At 73.0% G+C, this 21,555-nt stretch carries 22 protein-coding genes; 12 read left to right on the forward strand and 10 right to left on the reverse strand.

The window, feature by feature from the left end:
• Positions 1-77: 77 nt before the first annotated feature.
• From ABZ564_RS15090 to ABZ564_RS15100, 3 genes are all read left to right on the forward strand, one after another.
• Complete coding sequence (locus ABZ564_RS15090; protein ID WP_360855369.1) at positions 78-689, forward strand: DinB family protein; 612 nt, start codon at positions 78-80, stop codon at positions 687-689.
• A 148-nt stretch (positions 690-837) separates the two neighbouring features.
• On the forward strand, positions 838-1,725 hold the full coding sequence (locus ABZ564_RS15095) for a Bax inhibitor-1/YccA family protein (protein WP_360855372.1): 888 nt from the start codon (positions 838-840) through the stop codon (positions 1,723-1,725).
• Positions 1,726-1,810: 85 nt separating this feature from the next.
• Positions 1,811-2,131 carry a hypothetical protein gene (locus ABZ564_RS15100; RefSeq protein WP_360855375.1) on the forward strand — a complete coding sequence of 107 codons (321 nt, stop codon included), beginning with the start codon at positions 1,811-1,813 and terminating at the stop codon, positions 2,129-2,131.
• 73 nt (positions 2,132-2,204) lie between these two features.
• Here ABZ564_RS15100 and ABZ564_RS15105 read toward each other — a convergent pair whose 3' ends face one another.
• From ABZ564_RS15105 to ABZ564_RS15115, 3 genes are all read right to left on the reverse strand, one after another.
• The gene (locus tag ABZ564_RS15105) at positions 2,205-3,032 is read right to left on the reverse strand and encodes a hypothetical protein (RefSeq protein ID WP_360855377.1); all 828 of its coding nucleotides are present in this window, start codon (positions 3,030-3,032) and stop codon (positions 2,205-2,207) included.
• A 245-nt stretch (positions 3,033-3,277) separates the two neighbouring features.
• The gene (locus ABZ564_RS15110; RefSeq protein WP_360855380.1) at positions 3,278-4,498 is read right to left on the reverse strand and encodes an acetyl-CoA C-acetyltransferase; all 1,221 of its coding nucleotides are present in this window, start codon (positions 4,496-4,498) and stop codon (positions 3,278-3,280) included.
• Between the two features lie 119 nt (positions 4,499-4,617).
• Positions 4,618-5,709, reverse strand: coding sequence for an SGNH/GDSL hydrolase family protein (locus ABZ564_RS15115; RefSeq protein ID WP_360855529.1), 1,092 nt, complete (start codon positions 5,707-5,709; stop codon positions 4,618-4,620).
• Positions 5,710-5,870: 161 nt separating this feature from the next.
• Between ABZ564_RS15115 and ABZ564_RS15120 the strand changes: the two genes are divergently transcribed.
• Positions 5,871-7,280, forward strand: a complete 1,410-nt coding sequence (locus tag ABZ564_RS15120) for a cystathionine beta-synthase (protein ID WP_360855382.1) — start codon at positions 5,871-5,873, stop codon at positions 7,278-7,280.
• 290 nt (positions 7,281-7,570) lie between these two features.
• Here the strand turns inward: ABZ564_RS15120 and ABZ564_RS15125 are convergent, their stop codons facing one another.
• Positions 7,571-8,434 (reverse strand): helix-turn-helix transcriptional regulator, encoded by an 864-nt coding sequence (locus tag ABZ564_RS15125; RefSeq protein WP_360855385.1) that lies wholly within the window; start codon positions 8,432-8,434, stop codon positions 7,571-7,573.
• Between the two features lie 145 nt (positions 8,435-8,579).
• Here ABZ564_RS15125 and ABZ564_RS15130 point away from each other — a divergent pair, with 145 nt between their 5' ends.
• Positions 8,580-9,341 carry an SDR family oxidoreductase gene (locus ABZ564_RS15130; protein WP_360855388.1) on the forward strand — a complete coding sequence of 254 codons (762 nt, stop codon included), beginning with the start codon at positions 8,580-8,582 and terminating at the stop codon, positions 9,339-9,341.
• A gap of 27 nt (positions 9,342-9,368) precedes the next feature.
• Here ABZ564_RS15130 and ABZ564_RS15135 read toward each other — a convergent pair whose 3' ends face one another.
• Positions 9,369-9,794, reverse strand: a complete 426-nt coding sequence (locus tag ABZ564_RS15135) for a hypothetical protein (RefSeq protein ID WP_360855391.1) — start codon at positions 9,792-9,794, stop codon at positions 9,369-9,371.
• 170 nt (positions 9,795-9,964) lie between these two features.
• On the opposite strand from ABZ564_RS15135, the gene ABZ564_RS15140 reads away from it, so the two are divergent.
• Positions 9,965-10,810 (forward strand): MurR/RpiR family transcriptional regulator, encoded by an 846-nt coding sequence (locus ABZ564_RS15140; protein ID WP_360855394.1) that lies wholly within the window; start codon positions 9,965-9,967, stop codon positions 10,808-10,810.
• 47 nt (positions 10,811-10,857) lie between these two features.
• Here the strand turns inward: ABZ564_RS15140 and ABZ564_RS15145 are convergent, their stop codons facing one another.
• The 4 genes from ABZ564_RS15145 to ABZ564_RS15160 form a co-directional block, all read right to left on the reverse strand.
• Positions 10,858-11,232 (reverse strand): hypothetical protein, encoded by a 375-nt coding sequence (locus tag ABZ564_RS15145; RefSeq protein ID WP_360855396.1) that lies wholly within the window; start codon positions 11,230-11,232, stop codon positions 10,858-10,860.
• A gap of 109 nt (positions 11,233-11,341) precedes the next feature.
• Positions 11,342-11,797 carry a roadblock/LC7 domain-containing protein gene (locus tag ABZ564_RS15150; RefSeq protein WP_360855399.1) on the reverse strand — a complete coding sequence of 152 codons (456 nt, stop codon included), beginning with the start codon at positions 11,795-11,797 and terminating at the stop codon, positions 11,342-11,344.
• Positions 11,798-11,835: 38 nt separating this feature from the next.
• Entirely contained in the window at positions 11,836-12,570 is a 735-nt protein-coding gene (locus tag ABZ564_RS15155) for a transcriptional regulator (RefSeq protein WP_360855532.1), read from the reverse strand.
• 44 nt (positions 12,571-12,614) lie between these two features.
• A complete protein-coding gene (locus ABZ564_RS15160; RefSeq protein WP_360855402.1) occupies positions 12,615-13,022 on the reverse strand; it encodes a hypothetical protein in 408 nt (135 codons plus the stop codon).
• Between the two features lie 231 nt (positions 13,023-13,253).
• Between ABZ564_RS15160 and hutU the strand changes: the two genes are divergently transcribed.
• The 4 genes from hutU to hutI all read left to right on the forward strand — a co-directional run bounded on the left by hutU (position 13,254) and on the right by hutI (position 18,977).
• The gene (gene hutU, locus ABZ564_RS15165; protein ID WP_360855404.1) at positions 13,254-14,930 is read left to right on the forward strand and encodes a urocanate hydratase; all 1,677 of its coding nucleotides are present in this window, start codon (positions 13,254-13,256) and stop codon (positions 14,928-14,930) included.
• Positions 14,931-15,139: 209 nt separating this feature from the next.
• The gene (locus tag ABZ564_RS15170; protein ID WP_360855407.1) at positions 15,140-16,351 is read left to right on the forward strand and encodes an allantoate amidohydrolase; all 1,212 of its coding nucleotides are present in this window, start codon (positions 15,140-15,142) and stop codon (positions 16,349-16,351) included.
• Positions 16,342-17,727 carry a formimidoylglutamate deiminase gene (locus tag ABZ564_RS15175; RefSeq protein ID WP_360855409.1) on the forward strand — a complete coding sequence of 462 codons (1,386 nt, stop codon included), beginning with the start codon at positions 16,342-16,344 and terminating at the stop codon, positions 17,725-17,727. Before ABZ564_RS15170 ends, ABZ564_RS15175 begins: the two co-directional genes overlap by 10 nt.
• Before the next feature lie 50 nt (positions 17,728-17,777).
• On the forward strand, positions 17,778-18,977 hold the full coding sequence (hutI, locus tag ABZ564_RS15180) for an imidazolonepropionase (RefSeq protein ID WP_360855412.1): 1,200 nt from the start codon (positions 17,778-17,780) through the stop codon (positions 18,975-18,977).
• A 150-nt stretch (positions 18,978-19,127) separates the two neighbouring features.
• Here the strand turns inward: hutI and ABZ564_RS15185 are convergent, their stop codons facing one another.
• Positions 19,128-20,147 carry an RNA polymerase sigma factor SigF gene (locus tag ABZ564_RS15185; protein ID WP_360855535.1) on the reverse strand — a complete coding sequence of 340 codons (1,020 nt, stop codon included), beginning with the start codon at positions 20,145-20,147 and terminating at the stop codon, positions 19,128-19,130.
• Between the two features lie 283 nt (positions 20,148-20,430).
• Between ABZ564_RS15185 and ABZ564_RS15190 the strand changes: the two genes are divergently transcribed.
• Complete coding sequence (locus ABZ564_RS15190) at positions 20,431-20,799, forward strand: STAS domain-containing protein (RefSeq protein WP_360855415.1); 369 nt, start codon at positions 20,431-20,433, stop codon at positions 20,797-20,799.
• Positions 20,800-21,041: 242 nt separating this feature from the next.
• Complete coding sequence (locus ABZ564_RS15195; RefSeq protein ID WP_360855418.1) at positions 21,042-21,551, forward strand: ATP-binding protein; 510 nt, start codon at positions 21,042-21,044, stop codon at positions 21,549-21,551.
• Positions 21,552-21,555: the final 4 nt, after the last annotated feature.

A 21,555-nucleotide genomic window follows, 5' to 3' on the forward strand; every position in this document is an offset into this window, starting at 1 on the left:
GACGCAGTCCGGGGCGGCAGGTGGCCGGGGACGGAAAAGGGGTGGGGCGTGGGCCGCTCCACCGGCATGTTGGGCGTATGTCTGCTACCGATCAGCACAAGCACGACCTGAGGCTCTACCTCCAGGACGCCCGCGACGCCTTTCTCTTTTCTCTGGAAGCTCGACGGGCTGTCCGAGTACGACATCCGCCGCCCCTCACCCCCACCGGCACCAATCTGCTCGGGCTCGTCAAGCATGTGACCGGGGCCGAGGCGTTCTACCTCGGGACCGTCTTCGGGCGGCCCGTCCGCGCACCGGGGCTGTGGATCACCGGGGACGCCGAGCCCAACGCCGACCTGTGGGCCACGCCCGACGAGACCCGTGAGGAGATCACCGGGCGCTACCGGCGGGTGTGGGCGCACTCCGACGCGACCGTCGAGGCGTTCGGGCTGGACGCCGTGGGGCGGCTGCCCGGGGAGGACGGCGGCGACGGTCCCGCGCTGTCGCTCCACCGCGTCCTCGTCCATCTCGTCGCCGAGACCCAGCGCCACGCCGGCCACGCCGATGTCGTCCGCGAGCTGATCGACGGGACCGCCGGGCTGCGGCGGGGGAGCGAGGACATGGCGCCCGGGGACGAGGCATGGTGGCGCGGGCACCGGGCACAGGTGGAGAGCGCGGCCCGGGAGGCGGCCGGCCGGTTCGCCGGATGAGCGTGCGGCGGGGGAGGCGCCCGCCCCACCAGGGTGGCCGCGCAGGGCCCGTGCCGGCGGAAAGATCCTCCTTCGGCACTAGGGCGATTGCTTTGCCTACCCATTACTCTTGTAGGAAGGCCACGCTGGGTGGCCATGGAGGAGTGAGATGAGGAGCAGCAACCCGGTCTTCTCGCGACGGGGCTTCAGCCGCGACAACGGTTACGCGGGCTTCAACGCGGCGCCGCAGGCCGGGGCCCCCGCAGCGGGTGCCAACCCGTACGCGCAGGGCACCGCCCCGAACCCGTACGCGACGAATCCCTACGCCCCCACGGGCGCCCCCTACGGCGGCCCGCAGGCGCCGGCCCGCACCGGCGCGATGACGATCGACGACGTCGTCACCCGCACGGCGATGACCCTGGGCACGGTCGTGCTCGGTGCCGTGCTCGCCTGGGCGCTGCTGCCGGTCGACGAGGCGCACCTCAACAAGTCGTACGGCATCGCCATCGGCGCCGCGCTCATCGCGTTCGTGCTGTCGCTCGTCCAGTCCTTCAAGCGCAAGCCCGTACCCGCGCTGATCCTCGCGTACGCCGCCTTCGAGGGCGTGTTCCTCGGCGTCATCTCCAGCGCGGTCAGCACGTACATCGGGCCGGGCGTCGTGATGCAGGCGGTGATGGGCACCATGTGTGTCTTCGCCGGTGTGCTGCTGGCGTACAAGATGCGCTGGATCCGCGTCACCCGCCGGTTCTACGGCTTCGTGATGGCCGCAGCCGTGGGCTTCCTGCTCCTGATGGTGGTCAACCTGCTCTTCGCCGCCTTCGGCGGCGGTGACGGCCTCGGCTTCCGCAGCGGTGGCCTCGGCATCCTCTTCGGTGTCATCGGCATCATCCTCGGCGCCTGCTTCCTGGCCCTCGACTTCAAGCAGGTCGAGGACGGCATCGCGTACGGCGCTCCGCGGGAGGAGTCCTGGCTGGCCGCCTTCGGCCTGACCATGACCCTGGTCTGGATCTACCTGGAGATGCTGCGCCTGCTCTCCATCCTCAGCGGCGACGACTGACCGGCCCCTGCGGACCCGAAGCGGCCCGCGGCCTCCCCTCCGGAGGCCGCGGGCCGCTTCTTCGTGTGCGGGATAGGGTCGCGGGGTGCTCGATACGACTGCCCTGATCATCGCCGTGGACCGATTCGCCGACCGGCTGCGCGCCGCCCCGCAGAGCAGGCTGCAGCGGGGAGCGGCGGCCGAGGGCCTTGCCGCCGCGCGCGAGCTGTCGGCGCGCGCCCAGCGGGCCGAGGAGCCCGGCCGGGAGCCCAGGGTCATGCCGGACGCCGGGATGTTCGCGGTCGGCGACCAGCTCGCCGTCGCCGGGCGGGACCTGGCCGTGGCACTGGAAACGGCCCCGTCCGCGGAGCTGGACGAGGCCGTGCGATACGTCGGGGAAGCGGCCGCGCGGGCCTTCGGGCAGTAGGCTCCGCGGGACGTGGGAGCGGCGGCCGGCGAGAGCCGCTTCCGGTGGAGCCGGGGACCGCGGGGGTGCGTGCTCAGAAGCTCGCTATGACGCGGTCGGCGAGTATGTACACGTTCTCCTTGCCGCACGAGAACGTCAGCGCGTACGCGCCCGAGACGCCGGAGCCGCCCAGCAGCACCGGGTGCTCGCCGGCCCGCAGGGAGTCGGCCAGCCGCTCGGCCGTCTCGCGGTGGCCGGGGGTCATGCAGAGCGTCGTGCCGTCGGCGAACACGTACACGTCGAGCGTGCCGAGCGGGCCGGGGCGCACGTCGGAGAGCTCCGTACGGCTGTCCGCCAGCTCCTCCAGGCGGTTCACCGTGCGCTCGTGGTCGGTGACGACAGGCGTCTGGACCGGCACGAAGTCGGGGTGCGAGGGGTGGCGACGGCGGGCCGCGGCCAGCTCGGGGGAGTCCTCGGGGAACTCCGCGGCCTCCGTCAGCTCGCTCAGCCCGGCCAGCTCGTCCAAAGCCTCCGTCGCGTCGAGGTCCATCGCTTCCAGGCCGGCGAAGTCGCTCGGGCGCGGCATGAAGAACGGGGCGTCCTCGCCCAGGCCGGCCAGTCCGCCCAGCAGCGACGGGGCGTCGGCGGCGTCCCGCGCCTCCTGCGAGGCCCAGAACGCGCGGGCCTCGGCCAGCTCCCGCTCCCGCTCCTCGGCCAGCGCCTCGGCGACCGCCGCGCGGATTTCTTCGGCGGAGGTGGTGTCGTGACGCGTCTGAGGGGGTACGGCGGCAGTACGGGCGCGACTGTCGGCCATCTCCTTCCGGAGAGCCGACACCTGCCTGCGCAGCCCGTGAGCGGCGTGCAGGGCAGCGGCACCCACGGCCGTGGTGGCGGCGGTGGTCAGCAACAGGGCAAAAGGCATGGCGCTCACTGACGTACTCCCGGTTTCAGTCGATCCCCCGACTTCCTACATCAGCTTGGGCCCGAGCGGGACGCTGTGTCAGTGCATTACGTCACGAATTGGACAGGTCTTTGGGCCCGGGGTTTCCCCCTGTTTCCGGTGTGACCTGCGGAAACGAATCTCCCCCAGGAGATAGATCACATCCTGGGGGAGATTCGGTCACGGTCGGGGCTCGGAGGTCTTCGCGGGCCCGGAACCCGTCCTGATCAGCTCAGACGCTCGATGACCATGGCCATGCCCTGGCCGCCGCCGACGCACATGGTCTCCAGCCCGAACTGCTTGTCGTGGAACTGGAGGCTGTTGATCAGCGTGCCGGTGATCCGCGCGCCGGTCATGCCGAAGGGGTGGCCGACGGCGATGGCGCCGCCGTTGACGTTGACCTTCTCCAGCGGCAGGCCGAGGTCGCGGTAGGAGGGGATGACCTGGGCGGCGAACGCCTCATTGATCTCGGCCAGGTCGATGTCGCCGACGGTCAGCCCGGCCCGCTCGAGGGCCTGCTTGCTCGCCTCGACGGGGCCGTAGCCCATGATCTCGGGGGAGAGGCCCGAGACGCCGGTGGAGACGATCCGGGCCAGCGGGGTCAGGCCGAGTTCGCGCGCCTTGGTGTCGGACATGATCACGAGCGCGGCGGCTCCGTCGTTGAGCGGGCAGCAGTTGCCCGCCGTGACCAGGCCGTCCGGACGGAAGACCGGCTTCAGGCCCTGCACGCCCTCCAGCGTGACGCCCGCGCGCGGACCGTCGTCCTTGGCCACGACGGTGCCGTCCGGCGTGGTCACCGGGGTGATCTCGCGCTCCCAGAAGCCGTTCTTCAGGGCCTCCTCGGCGAGGTTCTGCGACCGTACGCCGAACTCGTCCATCTCCTGGCGGGTGACGCCCTTGAGCCGGGCCAGGTTCTCCGCTGTCTGGCCCATCGAGATGTACGCGTCCGGGACCAGGCCGTCCTCGCGCGGGTCGTGCCAGCTCGCGCCGGACTCCTCGGCGCGGGCCGCGGTGCGGGCCTCCGCCTCGGCGAAGAGCGGGTTGTGCGTGTCCGGCAGGCTGTCGGAGTTGCCCTTGGAGAAGCGGGACACCATCTCGACACCGGCCGAGATGAAGACGTCGCCCTCGCCGGCCTTGATGGCGTGCAGGGCCATGCGGCTGGTCTGCAGCGAGGACGAGCAGTAGCGGGTGACCGTGCAGCCGGGAAGGTGGTCCATTCCCATCTGCACGGCGATGATGCGGCCCAGGTTGTTGCCCTGCTCGCCGCCGGGCAGGCCGCAGCCGAGCATCAGGTCGTCGATGTCCCTGGGGTCCAGCTCGGGGACCTTGGCCAGTGCGGTCCGGATGATCGTGGCGGTCAGGTCGTCCGCGCGCAGGTCCTTCAGCGACCCCTTGAAGGCCCGGCCGATGGGCGAACGGGCGGCAGAGACGATCACGGCTTCGGGCATCACGCGGCTCCATGAGGGCTGGAAGGCTGTCTGGCTCGACTGCTCTGGAAATTACCCGCACGTAGCGCCCGGGTCACCCGACGCGGCATGTGATGCGGGCCTCTTTTCTAAGCAACCGCTCAGTCAGTGGGCTCATTCCTCCGGACGCCCGCCCGGCCGGCGGCCCCCCGCGCCTGCGAGCCGTCGGCGCCCGTGCCGGGCCGGTGCTCCATCCGGGACGAGCCCCCGGGCTCCGGATGCGGATGCGGGTGCGGCTCCGTGGCCGCGGGCAGGCGGCGCCGCCTGCGGTGCTTGAGCAGGGCCCAGGGCGCCCGCGCACCCGTGACCTCCGTACCGGCCTCCTTGGCCGCCTGGGAGGCCGCCTTGGCCACCGGCAGCATGTCCTCGCGCCGGGCGCCGTCCAGGCGGTCCGTCTCCGGCCACAGGCCCAGCACCGCGCACAGCGTCGGCAGCACCGCCATGGACGCGGTCGCGTAGCCCTCGGCCGACGGGTGGTAGTTGTCCGGGCCGAACAGCTCCCTCGGGTTCGCCTCGAACTCCGGGCCCAGCAGATCGCCCAGCGAGACCGTCCGCCCGCCCTGCTCCACCGCGCCGATCGTCTGCGCCGCCGCCAGCTGCCGGCTCACCCGCCGGGCCAGCCAGCGCAGCGGCTGGTAGACCGGTTCGATCGTGCCCAGGTCCGGACAGGTCCCGACGACGACCTCCGCCCCGGCCGTCCGCAGCCTGCGCACCGCCGTCGTCAGACAGCGCACCGACTGGGTGGCCGGCATCCGGTGCGTCACGTCGTTCGCGCCGATCATGATCACGCACACGTCCGGCGTCCGGGCCGGGTCCGCGAGCAGCAGCGAGACCTGCCGCTCCAGATCGTCCGACCGCGCCCCGGGCAGCGCGACGTTGCGCAGGTCCACCGGCCGCTCCGACACCGCCGCGAGCCCCGACGCCAGCAGCGCCCCCGGGGTCTGCCCGGCCCGCCGCACCCCCTGCCCGGCCGCGGTGGAGTCCCCGAGCAGCCCGAGGCGCAACGGCTCCGCCGGGCCCGTGAACGCCACCCCGTACCGCCCGTCCGCGCTCGGCGGGACCGGGGCGACGCCGCCGCCCACCTGCCGCTTCGCCAGCTGGACCTCCGCCAGCAGGACACCCACCGCCGCGGCGCCCAGCAGCCCGATGCTGCCGCCGCCGTAGGCCGCGCCCGCCGCGATCCGCCGTGCCACCCTCGCCGTCGACACAGTCCGGTCCACCTCTCGTCGCCCGTACCGCTGGAGAGCCGTACACAGAGCTACCTGCCCGCTACCGGCCGTCGTTCAATCGCACCACCGATCCGGTGCCCGTGCGCATACGCTTGCCGCACCATCTCGGAGACCCGGAGTACACGGTGCAATTCCACGATTCGATGATCAGTCTCGTAGGCAATACCCCGCTGGTGAAGCTGCGCAGTGTCACGGCCGGCATCCAGGCGACGGTTCTGGCCAAGGTCGAGTACTTCAACCCCGGCGGTTCGGTCAAGGACCGCATCGCCCTGCGCATGATCGAGGCGGCCGAGCAGAGCGGCGAGCTGAAGCCCGGCGGCACGATCGTCGAGCCGACGAGCGGCAACACGGGCGTGGGCCTGGCGATCGTCGCGCAGCAGAAGGGGTACAAGTGCGTCTTCGTCTGCCCGGACAAGGTGTCCACGGACAAGATCAACGTACTGCGCGCCTACGGTGCCGAGGTCGTCGTCTGCCCCACGGCGGTCGACCCCGAGCACCCCGACTCGTACTACAACGTCTCCGACCGGCTGGTCCGTGAGACGCCGGGGGCCTGGAAGCCCGACCAGTACTCCAACCCGAACAACCCGCGTTCCCACTACGAGACCACCGGTCCCGAGCTGTGGGAGCAGACGGAGGGGAGGATCACCCACTTCGTGGCGGGCGTCGGCACCGGCGGCACGATCAGCGGCACCGGCCGCTATCTGAAGGAGGCCAGCGGCGGCAGGGTCAAGGTCGTCGGCGCCGACCCCGAGGGCTCGGTCTACTCCGGCGGCTCCGGCCGCCCGTACCTCGTCGAGGGCGTCGGCGAGGACTTCTGGCCGTCGGCGTACGACCGCGAGGTCACCGACGAGATCGTCGCCGTGTCCGACAAGGACTCCTTCCAGATGACCCGCCGGCTCGCCAAGGAGGAGGGCCTCCTCGTCGGCGGCTCCTGCGGCATGGCGGTCGTGGGCGCCCTGGAGGTCGCGAAGCGGCTCGGGCCCGACGACGTGGTCGTCGTCCTCCTCCCGGACAGCGGGCGCGGCTACCTCTCGAAGATCTTCAACGACGAGTGGATGGCCGACTACGGCTTCCTGGAGGACACCGGTCCCTCGGCCAGGGTCGCGGACGTCCTGGACCACAAGGAGGGGCCCATCCCCACCCTCGTCCACATGCACCCGGAGGAGACGGTCGGCGAGGCGATCGAGGTGCTGCGCGAGTACGGCGTCTCGCAGATGCCGATCGTGAAGCCGGGCGCGGGGCACCCGGACGTGATGGCCGCCGAGGTCATCGGCTCGGTCGTCGAGCGCGAACTGCTGAACGCGCTGTTCGCCCAGCGCGCCTCCCTCACCGACCCGCTGGAGAAGCACATGTCGCCGCCGCTGCCGCAGGTCGGCTCCGGCGAGCCGGTCGAGGACCTGATGGCGGTACTCGGCGGCACCGGCGCCGCCGACGCGGCGATCGTGCTCGTGGAGGGCAGGCCGAAGGGCGTCGTCAGCCGCCAGGACCTGCTGGCCTATCTGGCCAAGGACGCCCCGGCGGCAGCGAAGCCGTAAAGGCGCAAAGCCGGGGAAACGGGCACGTGGACGCGCGTTTCGCGAAAACGGTACGTGTGCGTCACGTGGCCGCAGCACCGGCTTAACACGACTCCGGCACATTGGTGGGTGTCGGCAGGGAAACCCGCCGGCACCCGAACGGCGACAACGGACTACGGAGCGGCTCCCGGACCTCCACCGTCGCCCGGACGCGCCACCCGGCCCTGACCCGGGCCGCGTCCTTCGCGGGGACCGCCGTCGTCCCGCCCCCTGGGAAACCGGGGGTGCGGCGGTCCCCGCGACATACCCTTCTACGCGCGCAGGCCCCGCGCGTCCTCCGGCTCCCCCGGCCCCTCGGCCGCCGCCCAGCTCGCCAGCAGGGCGATGCGCTCGGCGGTCTCCGAACCCGGCTCCGGGGTGTACACGACCAGCGAGAGTTCCGGCTCGCCGGGCACCGCCAGCGTCTCGTACGGAAGGGCCAGCGCGCCCACCACCGGATGGTGCATCCGCTTCACACCGTACGTCTTCGCCTTCACCAGGTGGTCCGCCCACAGTCGGCGGAAGTCCTCGCTCTTCAGCGACAACTCACCGACCAGCGCGGCGAGTTCCTTGTCGTCCGGGTGCAGCCCCGCGTCCAGTCGCAGATGCGCGACCGTCTCCGCCGCCACGGCCGGCCAGTCCGGGTACAGGTCCCGCGCCTCCGGGGCCAGGAACGTCTGGCGCGGCATGTTGCGCTCGGCGGCCGGCATCCGGGAGAAGCCGGCGAGCGCGTCCCCCAGCGCGTTCCACGCCAGCACGTCCATCCGCCGCCCCAGCACGAAGGAGGGCGCGCGTTCGAACATGTCGAGCAGCAGCCGCAGCCCCGGCCGCACCCGCCGGGCCTCGGGGGTGGGAGCCGTCCGCGCCTTGGGGCGTGCCACCGTCCGCAGATACACGTGCTCCGTCGCGTCGAGCCGGAGCACCCGGGCTATCGCGTCGAGCACGGCGTCCGAGACGCGGGGGCCGCGCCCCTGCTCCAGCCGGATGTAGTAGTCGACGCTCACCCCGGCGAGCTGCGCCACCTCCTCGCGCCGCAGGCCCGGAACCCGCCTGCGGCCGTACGAGTCGAGCCCCACGTCCTCCGGGCGGATGCGGGCACGCCGTGAGCGCAGGAAGTCTCCGAGTTCACCGTCCATGGCCCGATCGTAGGAGACCGGCGCCCGCCCAGCCTGGTACTGGCGGACCCGGGAACAACGCATCCCTGGGTGGGCGGCGCGGACCGGAGCACCGTGGTGTCCGGCCGGGGAGACGCCCCGGCCGGACACGGATCGGGGAGCACCCATGTCGTACGAGACGCTCGCAGGCCGCACCGCCGTCATCACCGGAGCCGCCAGCGGCATGGGCGCGGCGACCGCCCGGCTGCTCGCCGCGCAGGGCGTACGGGTGGCGCTGCTGGCCCGCCGCGCGGAGCGGCTGGACGAGCTGGCCGCGAAGATCACCGCGGACGGCGGTCAGGCGCTGGCCGTCGCCGCCGACGTCACCGACCAGGCGTCCGTGGACGCGGCGGCCGACCGGGTGCACGCGGAGTTCGGCCCGGTGGACCTGGTGGTCAACGCGGCCGGGGTGATGCTGCCGAACCCCCTGGACGCGGGGCGCGCCGACGAGTGGCAGCGGATGCTCGACACCAATGTGGCGGGGGCCCTGCGGATCATCCGGGCCTTCACCGCGGACCTGGTGGCGGCCGCGGCCGGGGGCCGCACCGCCGACCTGGTCAACATCTCCTCGATCGGCGCGCACATCACGTTCCCCCACTACGCCGTCTACGGCGCCACGAAGGCCGCGCTCACCCACCTGTCGGCCTCGCTGCGCACCGAACTCGGCCCGCGCGACGTCCGCGTCACCAACATCGAGCCCGGCCTCACCGACTCGGAGCTGGCCGGCCACGTCGACAACGCGGAGCTGAGCGGGCAGCTGGACGGCATGTTCGAGGCGCTGGGCGGGCTCTCCTCCGACGAGATCGCCGACCTCATCGCGTACACCACCAGCCGCGCCCGTCACATCAACCTGCGCCAGCTGGTCGTCCTGCCGACCCGTCAGGCGTGACCCGGCCTCCCAGTCCTACCCAGCCTCTCAGTCCTCCCAGTCGGACGCCGGCCGCCGCTCCTCGCGGCCCCGGAACAACCGCCGGCCGTGGCCGGCCTGGAAGGCGTTGACGCCGACGATCCCGACCCAGGCCACGACGAGCCCGCCGAGGCCCGCCTGCGCGGCGCCGATCGCGGACAGCGGGACGGCCAGCACCAGCGAGACGACCCCGAAGCCGTACCGCTCGCCGAAGTTCCCCTGTGGCTGCGACGGCGGCCGCGCGCCCCGGGCGACGGTGGTCCGTTCCTCGGCGAGATGCCGCCGGACCCTGCGGTCGAGCGTGGCGTCGAGCCGCTGCTCCACCTTCTCCAGGAACGACTCGACGAGCGCGGAGTCGTAGTCGGCCCCCAGCTCGCCGCGGGCCTGCAGAGTCGCCTTGAGCTCCTTGCCGAGCTCGGTGTCGGGTGCGTCCATGGGCCCCACAGTACGAAGCGGAGGCCTCCGGGTCAGTGGGGCTGGCCCCCCTGTTCGGCGGGCGGCACGCCCCACGGCGCCCGGCTGCATATGGACATGCAGACCCCTTGCTGGCTGAATGGATTCGTCGGCGCCGGGCCTCGGCGCGGCGGACCTACCGAGGGGACAGGATGAGCGGGAGCAGCCCGGCCGCGCGGTTGCAGGAGCTGTTCGAGGGGCGCCGGCTCACGCCCACGCAGCGGCGCATCGCACACTCGATGGTGCGCAGGGCCGGTGACGCCCCGTTCCTCTCCAGCGTCGAGCTGGCCGAACTGGCCGGGGTCAGCCAGCCCTCCGTCACCCGGTTCGCCGTCGCCCTCGGCTTCGACGGCTACCCCGCGCTGCGCAAGCACCTGCGCGAGGTCGCCCCGGCCGGTGCGGAGGCGGGTGAGGGGGAGGAGACGTACAACGAGTACCAGCAGGCGGTACTCGGGGAGATCGAGAACCTGCGCCACCTCGCCGGACTCCTCGCCGACCCGGGCCCCGTCGAGAGGGCCGGCCGGCTGCTCGCCGCCTCCCGCCCGCTGCCGGTGCTCGGGCTGCGCGCGGCGTCCTCGCAGGCGCGGGGGTTCGGCTACTTCGCGGCGAAGGTGCACCCGGACGTCCGGGTGCTCGACGAGGGCGGCAGCATGCTGCACGACCGGATCGACGCGGCCCGGCGGGCCGGGGCGAGTGCGCTGATCTGCTTCGCGCTGCCCCGCCACCCGCGCGAGGTCGTGGACGCCCTCTCCTACGCACGCGGCCGGGGGCTCACCGTGGTCTCGGTGGCCGACTCCGCGTTCGCGCCGGTGGCCCGCCACAGCGACCTGCTCATCCCGGCCGCCGTCGGCACCGGCCTCGCCTTCGACACCGCCTGTGCGCCGATGCTCCTGGGCCGGGTGCTCCTGGAAGCCATGTGCGACGCCCTCCCGGACGCCCAGGCCCGCCTGGAGGAGTTCGACACGGGGGCGGTGGCGCGGGGGCTGTTCGTGGAGTGAACCGGGGCGCGGGTGCGGGCCGCGTACGGCCCGCACCCGCGCCCCCGTCAGACCTCCAGGTCCGCCTCGATCTTCTTCAGCTGGTGGCGGGCCATGGCGAGGTTCGCCCGGCCGGCGTCCAGCACCAGGTAGAGGAACAGGCCGTTGTTGCCCCGGGTCTTGAGGAGCCTGATCAGGTGGTACTGGGTGCTCAGGGTGATCAGGATGTCCTCGATCTCGTCCTTGATGCCGAGGTGTTCCATGGTGCGGAGCTTGGCGCGTACGACGTCGGTGTTGCCGGCGGCCGCGACCTCCAGGTTGAAGTCCTTGCCGCCGCCGAGCGTGCCCAGCGCCATACCGCTCGTGTAGTCGACGAGGGCGACACCGGTGGTGCCCTCGATGGACGACATCGCTTCCTTCAGTGACGCTTCGGTGTTCGCCATGAGTGGTGCTCCCTTTCTCTGACCGGCCACTGCGGCCGGTTCCGTTGCGTGGTGCGAGTGGTGCGAGTGGTTCCGGTGGGCCTACTGGCTCAGGTGGTTCCCCTGGGGCTCAGGTCGGGCGGTGGGGGAGGGCGCCCGGTTGCTGCGGGGGGCGCGGCACGGGGGCGGGCTGCGGGGCCCGGGCGAGGGCCTGGTCGACCAGTTCGCCGATACGGGAGCCGGCCCGGCGGCCCTCCAGATGCAGCCGGCCCACGTTGATCCGGTCCTCGGCCAGCAGGGTCAGGACGGCCTGGGAGCCCGCCGCGTACGTCGCGATGTAGCCCGACTCGCCGCGCACGAGCAGCTCGCGGAAGCCGTTCCGGCCGGTCGCCTCGGTCATCCGGATCGCGACGCCCAGCGCGGCGGCGGTCAGCGCGGCGACCCCCTCGGCCTCCACGCCCGGTGTGTCATGAGCCAGGACCAGGCCGTCGGTGCTGGCCGCCAGGGCGCCCGAGAGCAGCGGGACCCGTGCCCTCAACCGCTGGAGCTCGGCCAGGACGTCCTGTGCTTCGGCTTCGGGCACCATCAGCTGTCTCCTTCCGGCACGCTGTCTGAGCGCGCGTATCACAGGGCCTCCAATGCGTCTCGGAGCCGGCGCAGCAGGGCGACGTCGGGGTCGGCCGTGACCTCGGGCAGCGCGATCCGGTCCGCGCCCCGGACGGCCGGGCCCGTGGCCGGTTCGACCAGCCCGGCCGCCGCGAGGCGCCGCAGGTCGACCAGGACGTGGAACGCGGACCTGCCCAGCTCCTGCGCGATGCCGGTGGCCGTACGCACCCCGTCCACGCGCTCCAGTACGCGGCGCCGGCCCGGCGGCACGGGCGCGTCGGCCGGGCGGCCCGTCCGCATCAGCGGGGCCGTGTCCACCGCCGCGTCCGGCCAGATCCGGTCCAGCAGCTCCCGGCGCCGCAGCGTCTCGCGCTCCACGGCGTCCACCGGGACCGGGCGCACGGGGCCGATCCAGTGCGCGACCCCGTACCGGAAACGCGCCGGTGTCCTGGTCGGTGCGAGGGCGAAGAACGCGGCGTCGTACAGGGCGCCCAGGTGGCACAGCTCCAGCGCGCCGCCCGGGACCCGCCCGCTGTCCACCAGATGCCGCCCGACCCGCTGTCCGGCCCCCGCCTCGGCGACCGCGTCCCACCAGCCCTCGCGGCGCAGCGCACCGCCCCGCGTGAGCAGGACGTCGATGCCGGGCGTCGCGGGGCTCTCGGCGTGCACGACCTCGCCGTCGGCGAGGTACAGCGTGCCCCGGTCGCGCATCAGGGCGCCGGTGGCCCGTTCGGCCGCGAGGCGCTGGAGCATGGGGGAGAGCACGGGGGCGGCGGTCTCGTCCGCGAGGGCGGCGGTCACGCGAGGACCAGCCGCTCGGCCATCTCGCCGAGGCGTATCCGGGCGAGCGCGAGATTGCCCTCCGCACGGTCCAGCCACAGGTGGAGGAAGACACTGCTGTCGAAGTCCGTCTCCACGAACCGCAGGATGTGGTACCCGGCACGGGTGGTGACGATGACGTCCTCGACGGGTGGCGCGGCCGTCTCCCCGGCGGCGGACGCGTCCGACGGCCCGACGGCGAAGGCGGGCTGTTCGGCCGCCATCCGGGCCACCTCCGCCGTCTCCGCCGCGGTGGCCTCGTGGTCACCGTTGGGCGAGTCGCCGATGGTGCCGAGGGCGAGACCGCTCGTCCAGTCGACGACAGCGGCGCCCCTGGCACCGGGCAGTCTCATGACGTCGAGCAGGCACTCGTCGATTCCGGGCACGCGGATTCCCCTCCGACACGGCGTTCGTGTGTGACCCAGAGGCTACGCATCGTGCCCGCTCCAGGTGGAGGTTTGGCATTTTCCATCGGTACATGCGGGCGGTTGCCGGAGAATGCCCGCCGCGAAACGGACGGAACGGCTCCTGAGACCGCCCGGCCGGGGCTGTTGACTGGGGCTATTCACCCGCTCAAGATGTGAATAGAAAAGTCACAGTCGCGAGGAGGCACCGCCATGTCAGGACCCCGCCCCGTACGGGCGCCGCGCGGTACGGAACTGACCGCCCTGGGATGGCAGCAGGAGGCCGCCCTGCGGATGCTCCAGAACAACCTCGACCCCGAGGTCGCCGAGCACCCCGACAAGCTCGTCGTCTACGGCGGCACGGGCAAGGCGGCCCGCGACTGGCGCTCGTTCGACGCGATGGTCCGTACGCTGCGCACGCTCAAGCAGGACGAGACGATGCTCGTCCAGTCGGGGCGGCCGGTCGGTGTCATGCAGACTCACGAGTGGGCGCCGCGGGTCCTGATCGCCAACTCCAACCTGGTCGGTGACTGGGCGAACTGGGAGGAGTTCCGCCGCCTGGAGGCGCTCGGGCTCACCATGTACGGCCAGATGACCGCCGGTTCGTGGATCTACATCGGCACCCAGGGCATCCTCCAGGGCACCTACGAGACCTTCGCCGCCGTCGCCGCCAAGCTGCACTCAACGGGTAAGGGGGTCGACGGCTCGCTGGCCGGGACGATCACCCTGACCGCCGGTCTCGGCGGGATGGGCGGCGCCCAGCCGCTCGCCGTGACCATGAACGGCGGCGTCGCGATCTGTATCGACTGCGACCCGCGCGCCATCGAGCGCCGCATCGAGCACCGCTACCTGGACGTGCGCGCCGACTCCCTGGAGCACGCGCTCCAGCTCGCCGTGGAGGCCAGGGACGCCCGCCGGCCGCTCTCCATCGGCCTCCTCGGCAACGCGGCGGAGCTGCTGCCCCGGATGCTCGCCGAGGGCGCCCCCGTCGACATCGTCACCGACCAGACCAGCGCGCACGACCCGCTGGCCTACCTGCCGGTCGGCGTCGACTTCGACGACATGGCCGCCTACGCCGCCGAGAAGCCCGCCGACTTCACCCTGCGCGCCCGCGAGTCGATGGCCCGGCACGTCGAGGCGATGGTCGGCTTCATGGACGCCGGCGCGGAGGTCTTCGACTACGGCAACTCGATCCGGGGCGAGGCGCGACTCGCCGGGTACGAGCGGGCTTTCGACTTCCCCGGCTTCGTGCCGGCGTACATCCGGCCGCTGTTCTGCGAGGGCAAGGGGCCGTTCCGGTGGGCGGCGCTGTCCGGGGAGGCGTCCGACATCCACAAGACGGACAAGGCCCTGCTCGACCTCTTCCCGGAGAACGAGTCCCTGCACCGCTGGATCAGGATGGCCGGCGAACGCGTCCACTTCCAGGGCCTGCCCGCCCGCATCTGCTGGCTCGGCTACGGCGAACGGGAGCGGGCCGGCGAGCGCTTCAACGACATGGTGGCGAGCGGCGAACTCGCGGCGCCGCTGGCGATCGGCCGCGACCACCTGGACTGCGGATCCGTGGCCTCCCCGTACCGCGAGACCGAGGCCATGCTCGACGGCTCCGACGCGATCGCCGACTGGCCGCTGCTGAACGCCATGGTCAACGTGGCGTCCGGGGCGTCCTGGGTCTCCCTCCACCACGGTGGCGGGGTCGGCATGGGCCGCTCCATCCACGCCGGCCAGGTGACCGTCGCCGACGGCACACCGCTGGCCGGCGAGAAGATCCGGCGGGTGCTCACGAACGACCCGGGCATGGGGGTCATCCGGCACGTCGACGCGGGGTACGACGTCGCGGAGTCCGTGGCGGCGGACAAGGGTGTGCGGGTGCCGATGCGGGAGGGCGCGTGACGCGCCCGGCCGCATCGGGGGACGGCGGCGGACCGGCGGGGGGCGCGGGGACCGCGTCGGGCACGGGTCCCGGTGCGCCCGCCCTCCCCCTCGGCCCCGAAAGCGCGGGAGGCGCGGGAGGCGCGGGAGGCGCGGGAGGCGCGGGAGGCGCGGGAGGCGCCCCCCTCGCCCGGCCGAACGAAGGCCCGCGAGCCGGTTCCTTCCAGGAGATGTGGCGGGAGCTGGCTCCCCTCGGCCGCCACCCCGACAGCGGCGGATACCGGCGGTACGCCTGGACCGGGGCCGACTCCGATTGCCGGGCGTGGTTCCGGACGCAGGCCGAGGCGCGAGGGCTGACGCTGGAGACCGATCGCAACGGCAACCAGTGGGCCTGGCTCGGCGACCCCCTGGCGGGGGACGCCGTCGTCACCGGCTCGCACCTCGACTCCGTGCCCGACGGCGGCGCCTTCGACGGGCCGCTCGGGGTCGTCTCCTCGTTCGCCGCGCTCGACGAACTCCGCCGCAGGGGAGCGGAGTTCACCAAGCCGCTGGCCATCACCAACTTCGGTGACGAGGAGGGCGCCCGCTTCGGCCTCGCCTGCGTCGGCTCCCGGCTCTCCGCCGGGCAGCTGACCGTCGAGGCCGCGCACCGGCTGCGCGACGCGGACGGCGTCACCCTCCCCCAGGCCATGGAGGCCGCCGGATACGACCCCGACGCCATCGGGCCCGACCCCGCACGGCTCGCCCGGATCGGCGCTTTCGTCGAACTCCACGTCGAGCAGGGCCGGGCCCTCGACCTCACCGGCGACCCCGTCGGCATCGCCTCCGCGATCTGGCCGCACGGACGCTGGCGGTTCGACTTCCGGGGCGAGGCCAACCACGCGGGCACCACGCGGCTCGCCGACCGCCGGGACCCGATGCCCACGTACGCCGAGACCGTCCTCGCCGCCCGCCGGGAGGCGGAACTGGCCGGCGCCCTCGCCACCTTCGGCAAGGTCGCCGTCGAGCCGAACGGGGTCAACGCCATCCCCTCCCTCGTGCGCGGCTGGCTCGACTCGCGCGCCGCCGACCAGGACACCCTGGACACGGTCGTCGCCGCCGTCGAGCGGGCCGCCCGGGACCACGCCGAACGGGCGGGTATCGACCTCGACGTCGTACGCGAGTCGTTCACGCCCGTGGTCGAGTTCCAGCACGCCCTGCGCGACGAACTGGGCACCCTGCTCAAGGGCTCCGCCCACGGCACCGGCCGCCCGGTCCCCGTGCTCGGCACCGGCGCCGGGCACGACGCGGGTATTTTGTCCGCTTCGGTCCCGACCGCCATGCTGTTCGTACGGAACCCGACCGGGATCTCGCACTCACCGGCCGAACACGCCGCCGAGGACGACTGCGTGGCCGGGGTGACCGCACTCGCCGACGTACTGGAAGGTCTCGCGTGCCGCTGACGACGGAGGCGACGGGCAAGCCCGTCACCGAGACGTACTGGCTGTCCCATGCCTGGCTCGGCACCCATGTCGAGCCGGGCGTCGCCCTGGAGGTGTCCGACGGGCGGATCGCCCGCGTACGCACCGGCGTGGACGCCGCGCCGCCCGGCGCGACCGCGCTGCGCGGGCTCACCCTGCCAGGCCTGGCCAACACCCACTCGCACGCCTTCCACCGCGCCCTGCGCTCCACCGTGCAGGTGGGCTCGGGCACCTTCTGGACCTGGCGCGAGACCATGTACCAGGTCGCGGCCCGGCTCACCCCCGACACCTACTACGCGCTGGCCCGCGCGGTGTACGCGGAGATGGCGCTCGCCGGCGTGACCGCGGTCGGCGAATTCCACTATCTGCACCACGGGCCCGGCGGCACCCCCTACGACAACCCGAACGCCATGGGCGAGGCCCTGATCGAGGCCGCCCGCGCGGCCGGCGTCCGGATCACCCTGCTCGACACCGCCTACCTCTCCGCCGGATTCGGCTCCGGGCCCGCCGACTACCGCGAGCCCGACCGGCACCAGGCGCGTTTCAGCGACACGACCGCCGACGCCTGGGTCGAACGCGCCGCCCTCCTCAAGGGTGACGACCACGCCCTCATCGGCGCCGCCGTCCACTCCGTGCGGGCGGTCCCGGCCGGCCAGCTCTCCACCGTCGCCCGATGGGCCGAGGAACGGCAGGCCCCCCTGCACGTCCACCTCTCCGAGCAGACCGCCGAGAACGACGCCTGCCTCGCCGCGCACGGGCGCACCCCCACCCGGCTCCTCGCCGACCACGGCGTCCTCGGACCCCGCACCACCGGCGTCCACAACACCCACCTCACCGACGAGGACATCGCCCTCATCGGCTCGACGGGCACCGGCACCTGCATGTGCCCGACCACCGAACGCGACCTCGCCGACGGCATCGGCCCCGCGGCCGCCCTCCAGCACGCCGGCTCCCCGCTCTCGCTGGGCAGCGACAGCCACGCGGTGATCGACCTCTTCGAGGAGGCCCGCGCGTTGGAGCTCAACGAACGCCTGCGCACCCGCACACGCGGCCACTGGACCGCCGCCGCCCTGCTGCGCGCCGCCTCCGCCGACGGCCACGCCGCGCTCGGCCGGCCCGACGCGGGCGTCCTCGAACCGGGCGCCCCCGCCGACCTGGTGACCGTGGCCCTCGACTCCGTCAGGACAGCCGGGCCCGTGCCGCGGCTGGCAGCGGAGACCGCCGTATTCGCCGCCTCCGCGGCCGACGTCCGCCACACGGTGGTGGCGGGGCGCCACCTCGTACGCGACGGGCGGCACACGCTGGTCGACGACGTCCCCGAAGCGCTCGCCCGGGCCATCGGCGCCCTGCGCCCCTGAGCAGCGGCCCGGTGAACACCCGGCTCCCACACAAGGAGAGCAGTCCCCCGATGACGACGACCGCCATCACCCACATCTCCGCCCTGGTCACCAACGACCCCTCCCTCGGCGACGAGTCCCCCCTCGGACTGGTCCAGGACGCGGCCGTCGTCATCGAGGGCGACCGCGTCGTCTGGACCGGTGAGTCGAGCAAAGCACCCGCCACTGACAACGCCGTCGACGCGGGCGGCCGGGCCGTGATCCCCGGCTTCGTCGACTCGCACTCGCACCTGGTCTTCGCGGGCGACCGCACCCAGGAGTTCAACGCCCGGATGTCCGGCCGCCCCTACAGCGCGGGCGGCATCCGCACCACCGTCGCCGCCACCCGCGCCGCCACCGACGAACAGCTCTCCGCCAACGTCGCCCGCTACCTCGCCGAGGCGCTGCGCCAGGGCACCACGACCTTCGAGACCAAGTCCGGCTACGGCCTCACCGTCGAGGACGAGGCCCGCGCCCTGCGCGTCGCCGCCCGCCACACCGACGAGGTCACCTTCCTCGGCGCCCACATCGTCTCCCCGGACTACGCCGACGACCCGGCCGGCTACGTGGACCTGGTCACCGGACCGATGCTCGACGCCTGCGCCCCCTACGCCCGCTGGATCGACGTCTTCTGCGAGCGCGGCGCCTTCGACGGCGACCAGGCCCGGACGATCCTCACCGCCGGCCGCGCCAGGGGCCTGCACCCCCGGGTGCACGCCAACCAGCTCGGTCACGGCCCCGGCGTCCAGCTCGCCGTGGAGCTCGACGCGGCCTCCGCCGACCACTGCACCCATCTGACCGACGCGGACGTGGACGCCCTGGCCCGCTCGGCGACCGTCGCCACCCTGCTGCCCGGCGCCGAGTTCTCCACCCGCGCCGCCTGGCCGGACGCCCGCCGGCTGCTCGACGCGGGCGCCACCGTCGCGCTCTCCACGGACTGCAACCCGGGCTCCTCGTTCACCTCGTCCCTGCCGTTCTGCATCGCGCTGGCCGTGCGCGACATGGGCATGACCCCGGACGAGGCCCTCTGGTCCGCCACGGCGGGCGGCGCGGCGGCCCTGCGCCGCGACGACATCGGCCGCCTCGCCCCGGGGGCCCGCGCCGACCTGGTGGTCCTGGACGCGCCCAGCCACGTCCACCTCGCGTACCGGCCGGGCGTGCCGCTGGTCCACGAGGTGTGGCGCGCCGGCGAACGCGTCGTGACGCCGCGCGGTGTCCCGTACGGCGGCTGACCCGGGGGACGTCCCGAGACGCGGAAAGGACCTGCCCCCGGGGGCAGGTCCTTTCCGGCAATCCTCACGCGCACGGCCGGTCCCCGGCGCGGCTGCGGCCTACCGCGTCCGGGACGCGGCAGTCCTCGCGCGCACGGCGCGGGACGTGTCTCACTCGTCCAGCGTCAGACCCTTGCGCAGCTTGACCAGGGTGCGCGAGAGCAGCCTCGACACGTGCATCTGGGAGATGCCCAGCTCCTCGCCGATCTCCGCCTGCGTCATGTTGGCGACGAACCGGAGCGAGAGGATCCTGCGGTCGCGGCCCGGCAGCGAGGCGATGAGCGGCTTCAGGGACTCGACGTACTCGATGCCTTCGAGTCCGTGGTCCTCGTAGCCGATCCGGTCGGCCAGCGCGCCCTCGGGCTCCTCCTCCTCGGGCTTGGCGTCGAGCGAGCTCGCGGTGTACGCGTTGCTCGCGGCCATGCCCTCCACGATCTCGTCGCGGGTGAGGCCGAGGCGGTCGGCGAGCTCGCCCACGGTGGGCGCCCGGTCGAGCCGCTGGGCGAGCTCGTCGCCCGCCTTGGCCAGGTCGAGGCGCAGTTCCTGCAGCCGGCGCGGGACGCGCACGGACCAGCTGGTGTCGCGGAAGAAGCGCTTGATCTCGCCGACGATGGTCGGCATCGCGAAGGTCGGGAACTCGACGCCCCGGCTGAGCTCGAAGCGGTCGATCGCCTTGATCAGGCCGATCGTGCCGACCTGGACGATGTCCTCCATCGGCTCGCTGCGGGAGCGGAAGCGGGACGCGGCGAACTTGACCAGGGCCAGGTTCAGCTCCACGAGCGTGTTGCGCACGTAGGAGTACTCCGGCGTGCCCTCTTCGAGGACTTCGAGCCGGGCGAAGAGCGTCTTCGACAGGGCCCTGGCGTCCAGCGCCCCCACTTCGGCGCAGGGCGGGATCTCGGGAAGCCCCTCGAGTCCGTCGAGTCCTTCGTTGTCTGATGCGGCACGGTGCGGGTACGAGGCACTGTGCGGGTGCGCGGTACCGCGGGTGAAGCGGTCACTGCCACTGCTGGTGCTGCCGGTGCGCGTGCCGTGCGAAACGGTCGCAGCAGGGGAGTCTGATTCGGTCGGTCCCTGAGGACATGCCGACGGCGCGTTGTGGGTACGCGGTACGTCGAGCCGGGGTGACATGGTCTCCTCCATCGTTCTCGGCATATGGCTGCCGATGCCCCTACGTGTTCCTGCGGTGAAGCGGCGCCTCCGAAGCCGGTCGTGTTGTGGGTGTCCTCCTACCCTTACCCGCTCGTCATGGGTCGGTACAACCGCCAATTGACCGCGTATGTCCGGTTTGTTGAGGTCTTCCGCTACCGCGTGGCGAAAGGAACGCGTACTGTTTCAAGAACATCAGTGACAGCTGGCGCGCATCCGTAGGTGTGGTGACGCGGACAGTGACGAGCGGTGAAGAGGGACGGGCATGGACCGCGGGACGGTCGGCAGTGCGAACCGGGGGCGGCTTCAGGTCGACGCCCGGACCGAGGGGCACAGCGAGGTGGTGACGCCGGTCGGTGAGCTCGATCACCACACGGCGGACCTGCTGCGCGAGCCGCTGGAGAGCGCGGTCGAACAGGGGCGTGCGCGCCTGGTGGTCGACTGCTCGCGACTCGACTTCTGTGATTCCACCGGGCTGAACGTCCTGCTCGGTGCCCGCCTCAAGGCGGAGGCAGCCGGGGGAGGGGTTCATTTGGCCGCGATGCAGCCGGTGGTGGCACGGGTCTTCGAGATCACGGGCGCGGAGGCGGTGTTCACCGTCCACGCCTCGCTCGCCGAGGCCCTGGCGACCTGACCGGACGGCGTGCCGGGTATCCGGGCGCCTCGTCCGTCGCGTGGGTCACGCGATCCGCGAAGGCACAGGGGTGTCGTCGCGGTTCGGCCGGGCAGGAGATCTTCCGGCGAGCCCGGGCAGCCCGGCCCGCCGCGCCTGTGCGGTTCCTGTATCAGTGTCCGTGTCGGTATTCGTACTCGTATCTGTTCCGTGGTTCGTATCTGTCCCACGGCGACATGGTGAATCGGTGAGGTGAAGCGCTGATGAGCACCACCCGGCAGCATCCGCCGGGCGACCTCGGCCGCGAGCCGGAGGGCGCGGGCGTTTCCTCCGCCGAGCCCCCCGGGCCCGCCGAGGCCGCCGACCGGCAGTGGCGCACGTTGTCGTTGCGGGAGGCCACCGGCATCGTGCCGACCGCCCGTGATTTCGCCCGCCAGGCGCTCCACGACTGGGGCTGGCTCCCCGCCTCCAGCGCCGACCGCCGCGCCGCCGCGGAGGACGTCCTGCTGGTCGTGTCCGAGCTGGTCACCAACGCGTGCCTGCACGCGGGCGGCCCCGACGAGCTCCGGATCGCCCACAGCCCCAAGATGCTGCGCGTGGAGGTCGCCGACGGCGGTGCGGGCCAGCCCGCGCCGCGTACGCCGCACCGGGCCGGGCGGCCCGGCGGGCACGGCATGTTCATCGTGCAGCGGCTCTGTCTGGACTGGGGAGTCGTACGGGTGCCGGGCGAGCCCGGCAAGACCGTGTGGGCGGAGCTCGCCGCCCCGGCGTGACGCG

The organism is Streptomyces sp. NPDC019224, from assembly GCF_040632605.1.
Taxonomy (GTDB): domain Bacteria; phylum Actinomycetota; class Actinomycetes; order Streptomycetales; family Streptomycetaceae; genus Streptomyces.

Bases quoted from the DNA above. Each gene is read 5' to 3' on its own strand.
- ABZ564_RS15090 (WP_360855369.1), top strand. From the start codon at position 78: ATGTCTGCTACCGATCAGCACAAGCACGACCTGAGGCTCTACCTCCAG.
- ABZ564_RS15095 (WP_360855372.1), top strand. From the start codon at position 838: ATGAGGAGCAGCAACCCGGTCTTCTCGCGACGGGGCTTCAGCCGCGAC.
- ABZ564_RS15105 (WP_360855377.1), bottom strand. From the start codon at position 3,032: ATGCCTTTTGCCCTGTTGCTGACCACCGCCGCCACCACGGCCGTGGGT.
- ABZ564_RS15110 (WP_360855380.1), bottom strand. From the start codon at position 4,498: ATGCCCGAAGCCGTGATCGTCTCTGCCGCCCGTTCGCCCATCGGCCGG.
- ABZ564_RS15125 (WP_360855385.1), bottom strand. From the start codon at position 8,434: ATGGACGGTGAACTCGGAGACTTCCTGCGCTCACGGCGTGCCCGCATC.
- ABZ564_RS15130 (WP_360855388.1), top strand. From the start codon at position 8,580: ATGTCGTACGAGACGCTCGCAGGCCGCACCGCCGTCATCACCGGAGCC.
- ABZ564_RS15135 (WP_360855391.1), bottom strand. From the start codon at position 9,794: ATGGACGCACCCGACACCGAGCTCGGCAAGGAGCTCAAGGCGACTCTG.
- ABZ564_RS15140 (WP_360855394.1), top strand. From the start codon at position 9,965: ATGAGCGGGAGCAGCCCGGCCGCGCGGTTGCAGGAGCTGTTCGAGGGG.
- ABZ564_RS15145 (WP_360855396.1), bottom strand. From the start codon at position 11,232: ATGGCGAACACCGAAGCGTCACTGAAGGAAGCGATGTCGTCCATCGAG.
- ABZ564_RS15150 (WP_360855399.1), bottom strand. From the start codon at position 11,797: ATGGTGCCCGAAGCCGAAGCACAGGACGTCCTGGCCGAGCTCCAGCGG.
- ABZ564_RS15155 (WP_360855532.1), bottom strand. From the start codon at position 12,570: ATGCTCCAGCGCCTCGCGGCCGAACGGGCCACCGGCGCCCTGATGCGC.
- hutU (WP_360855404.1), top strand. From the start codon at position 13,254: ATGTCAGGACCCCGCCCCGTACGGGCGCCGCGCGGTACGGAACTGACC.
- ABZ564_RS15170 (WP_360855407.1), top strand. From the start codon at position 15,140: ATGTGGCGGGAGCTGGCTCCCCTCGGCCGCCACCCCGACAGCGGCGGA.
- hutI (WP_360855412.1), top strand. From the start codon at position 17,778: ATGACGACGACCGCCATCACCCACATCTCCGCCCTGGTCACCAACGAC.
- ABZ564_RS15185 (WP_360855535.1), bottom strand. From the start codon at position 20,147: ATGTCACCCCGGCTCGACGTACCGCGTACCCACAACGCGCCGTCGGCA.
- ABZ564_RS15190 (WP_360855415.1), top strand. From the start codon at position 20,431: ATGGACCGCGGGACGGTCGGCAGTGCGAACCGGGGGCGGCTTCAGGTC.
- ABZ564_RS15195 (WP_360855418.1), top strand. From the start codon at position 21,042: ATGAGCACCACCCGGCAGCATCCGCCGGGCGACCTCGGCCGCGAGCCG.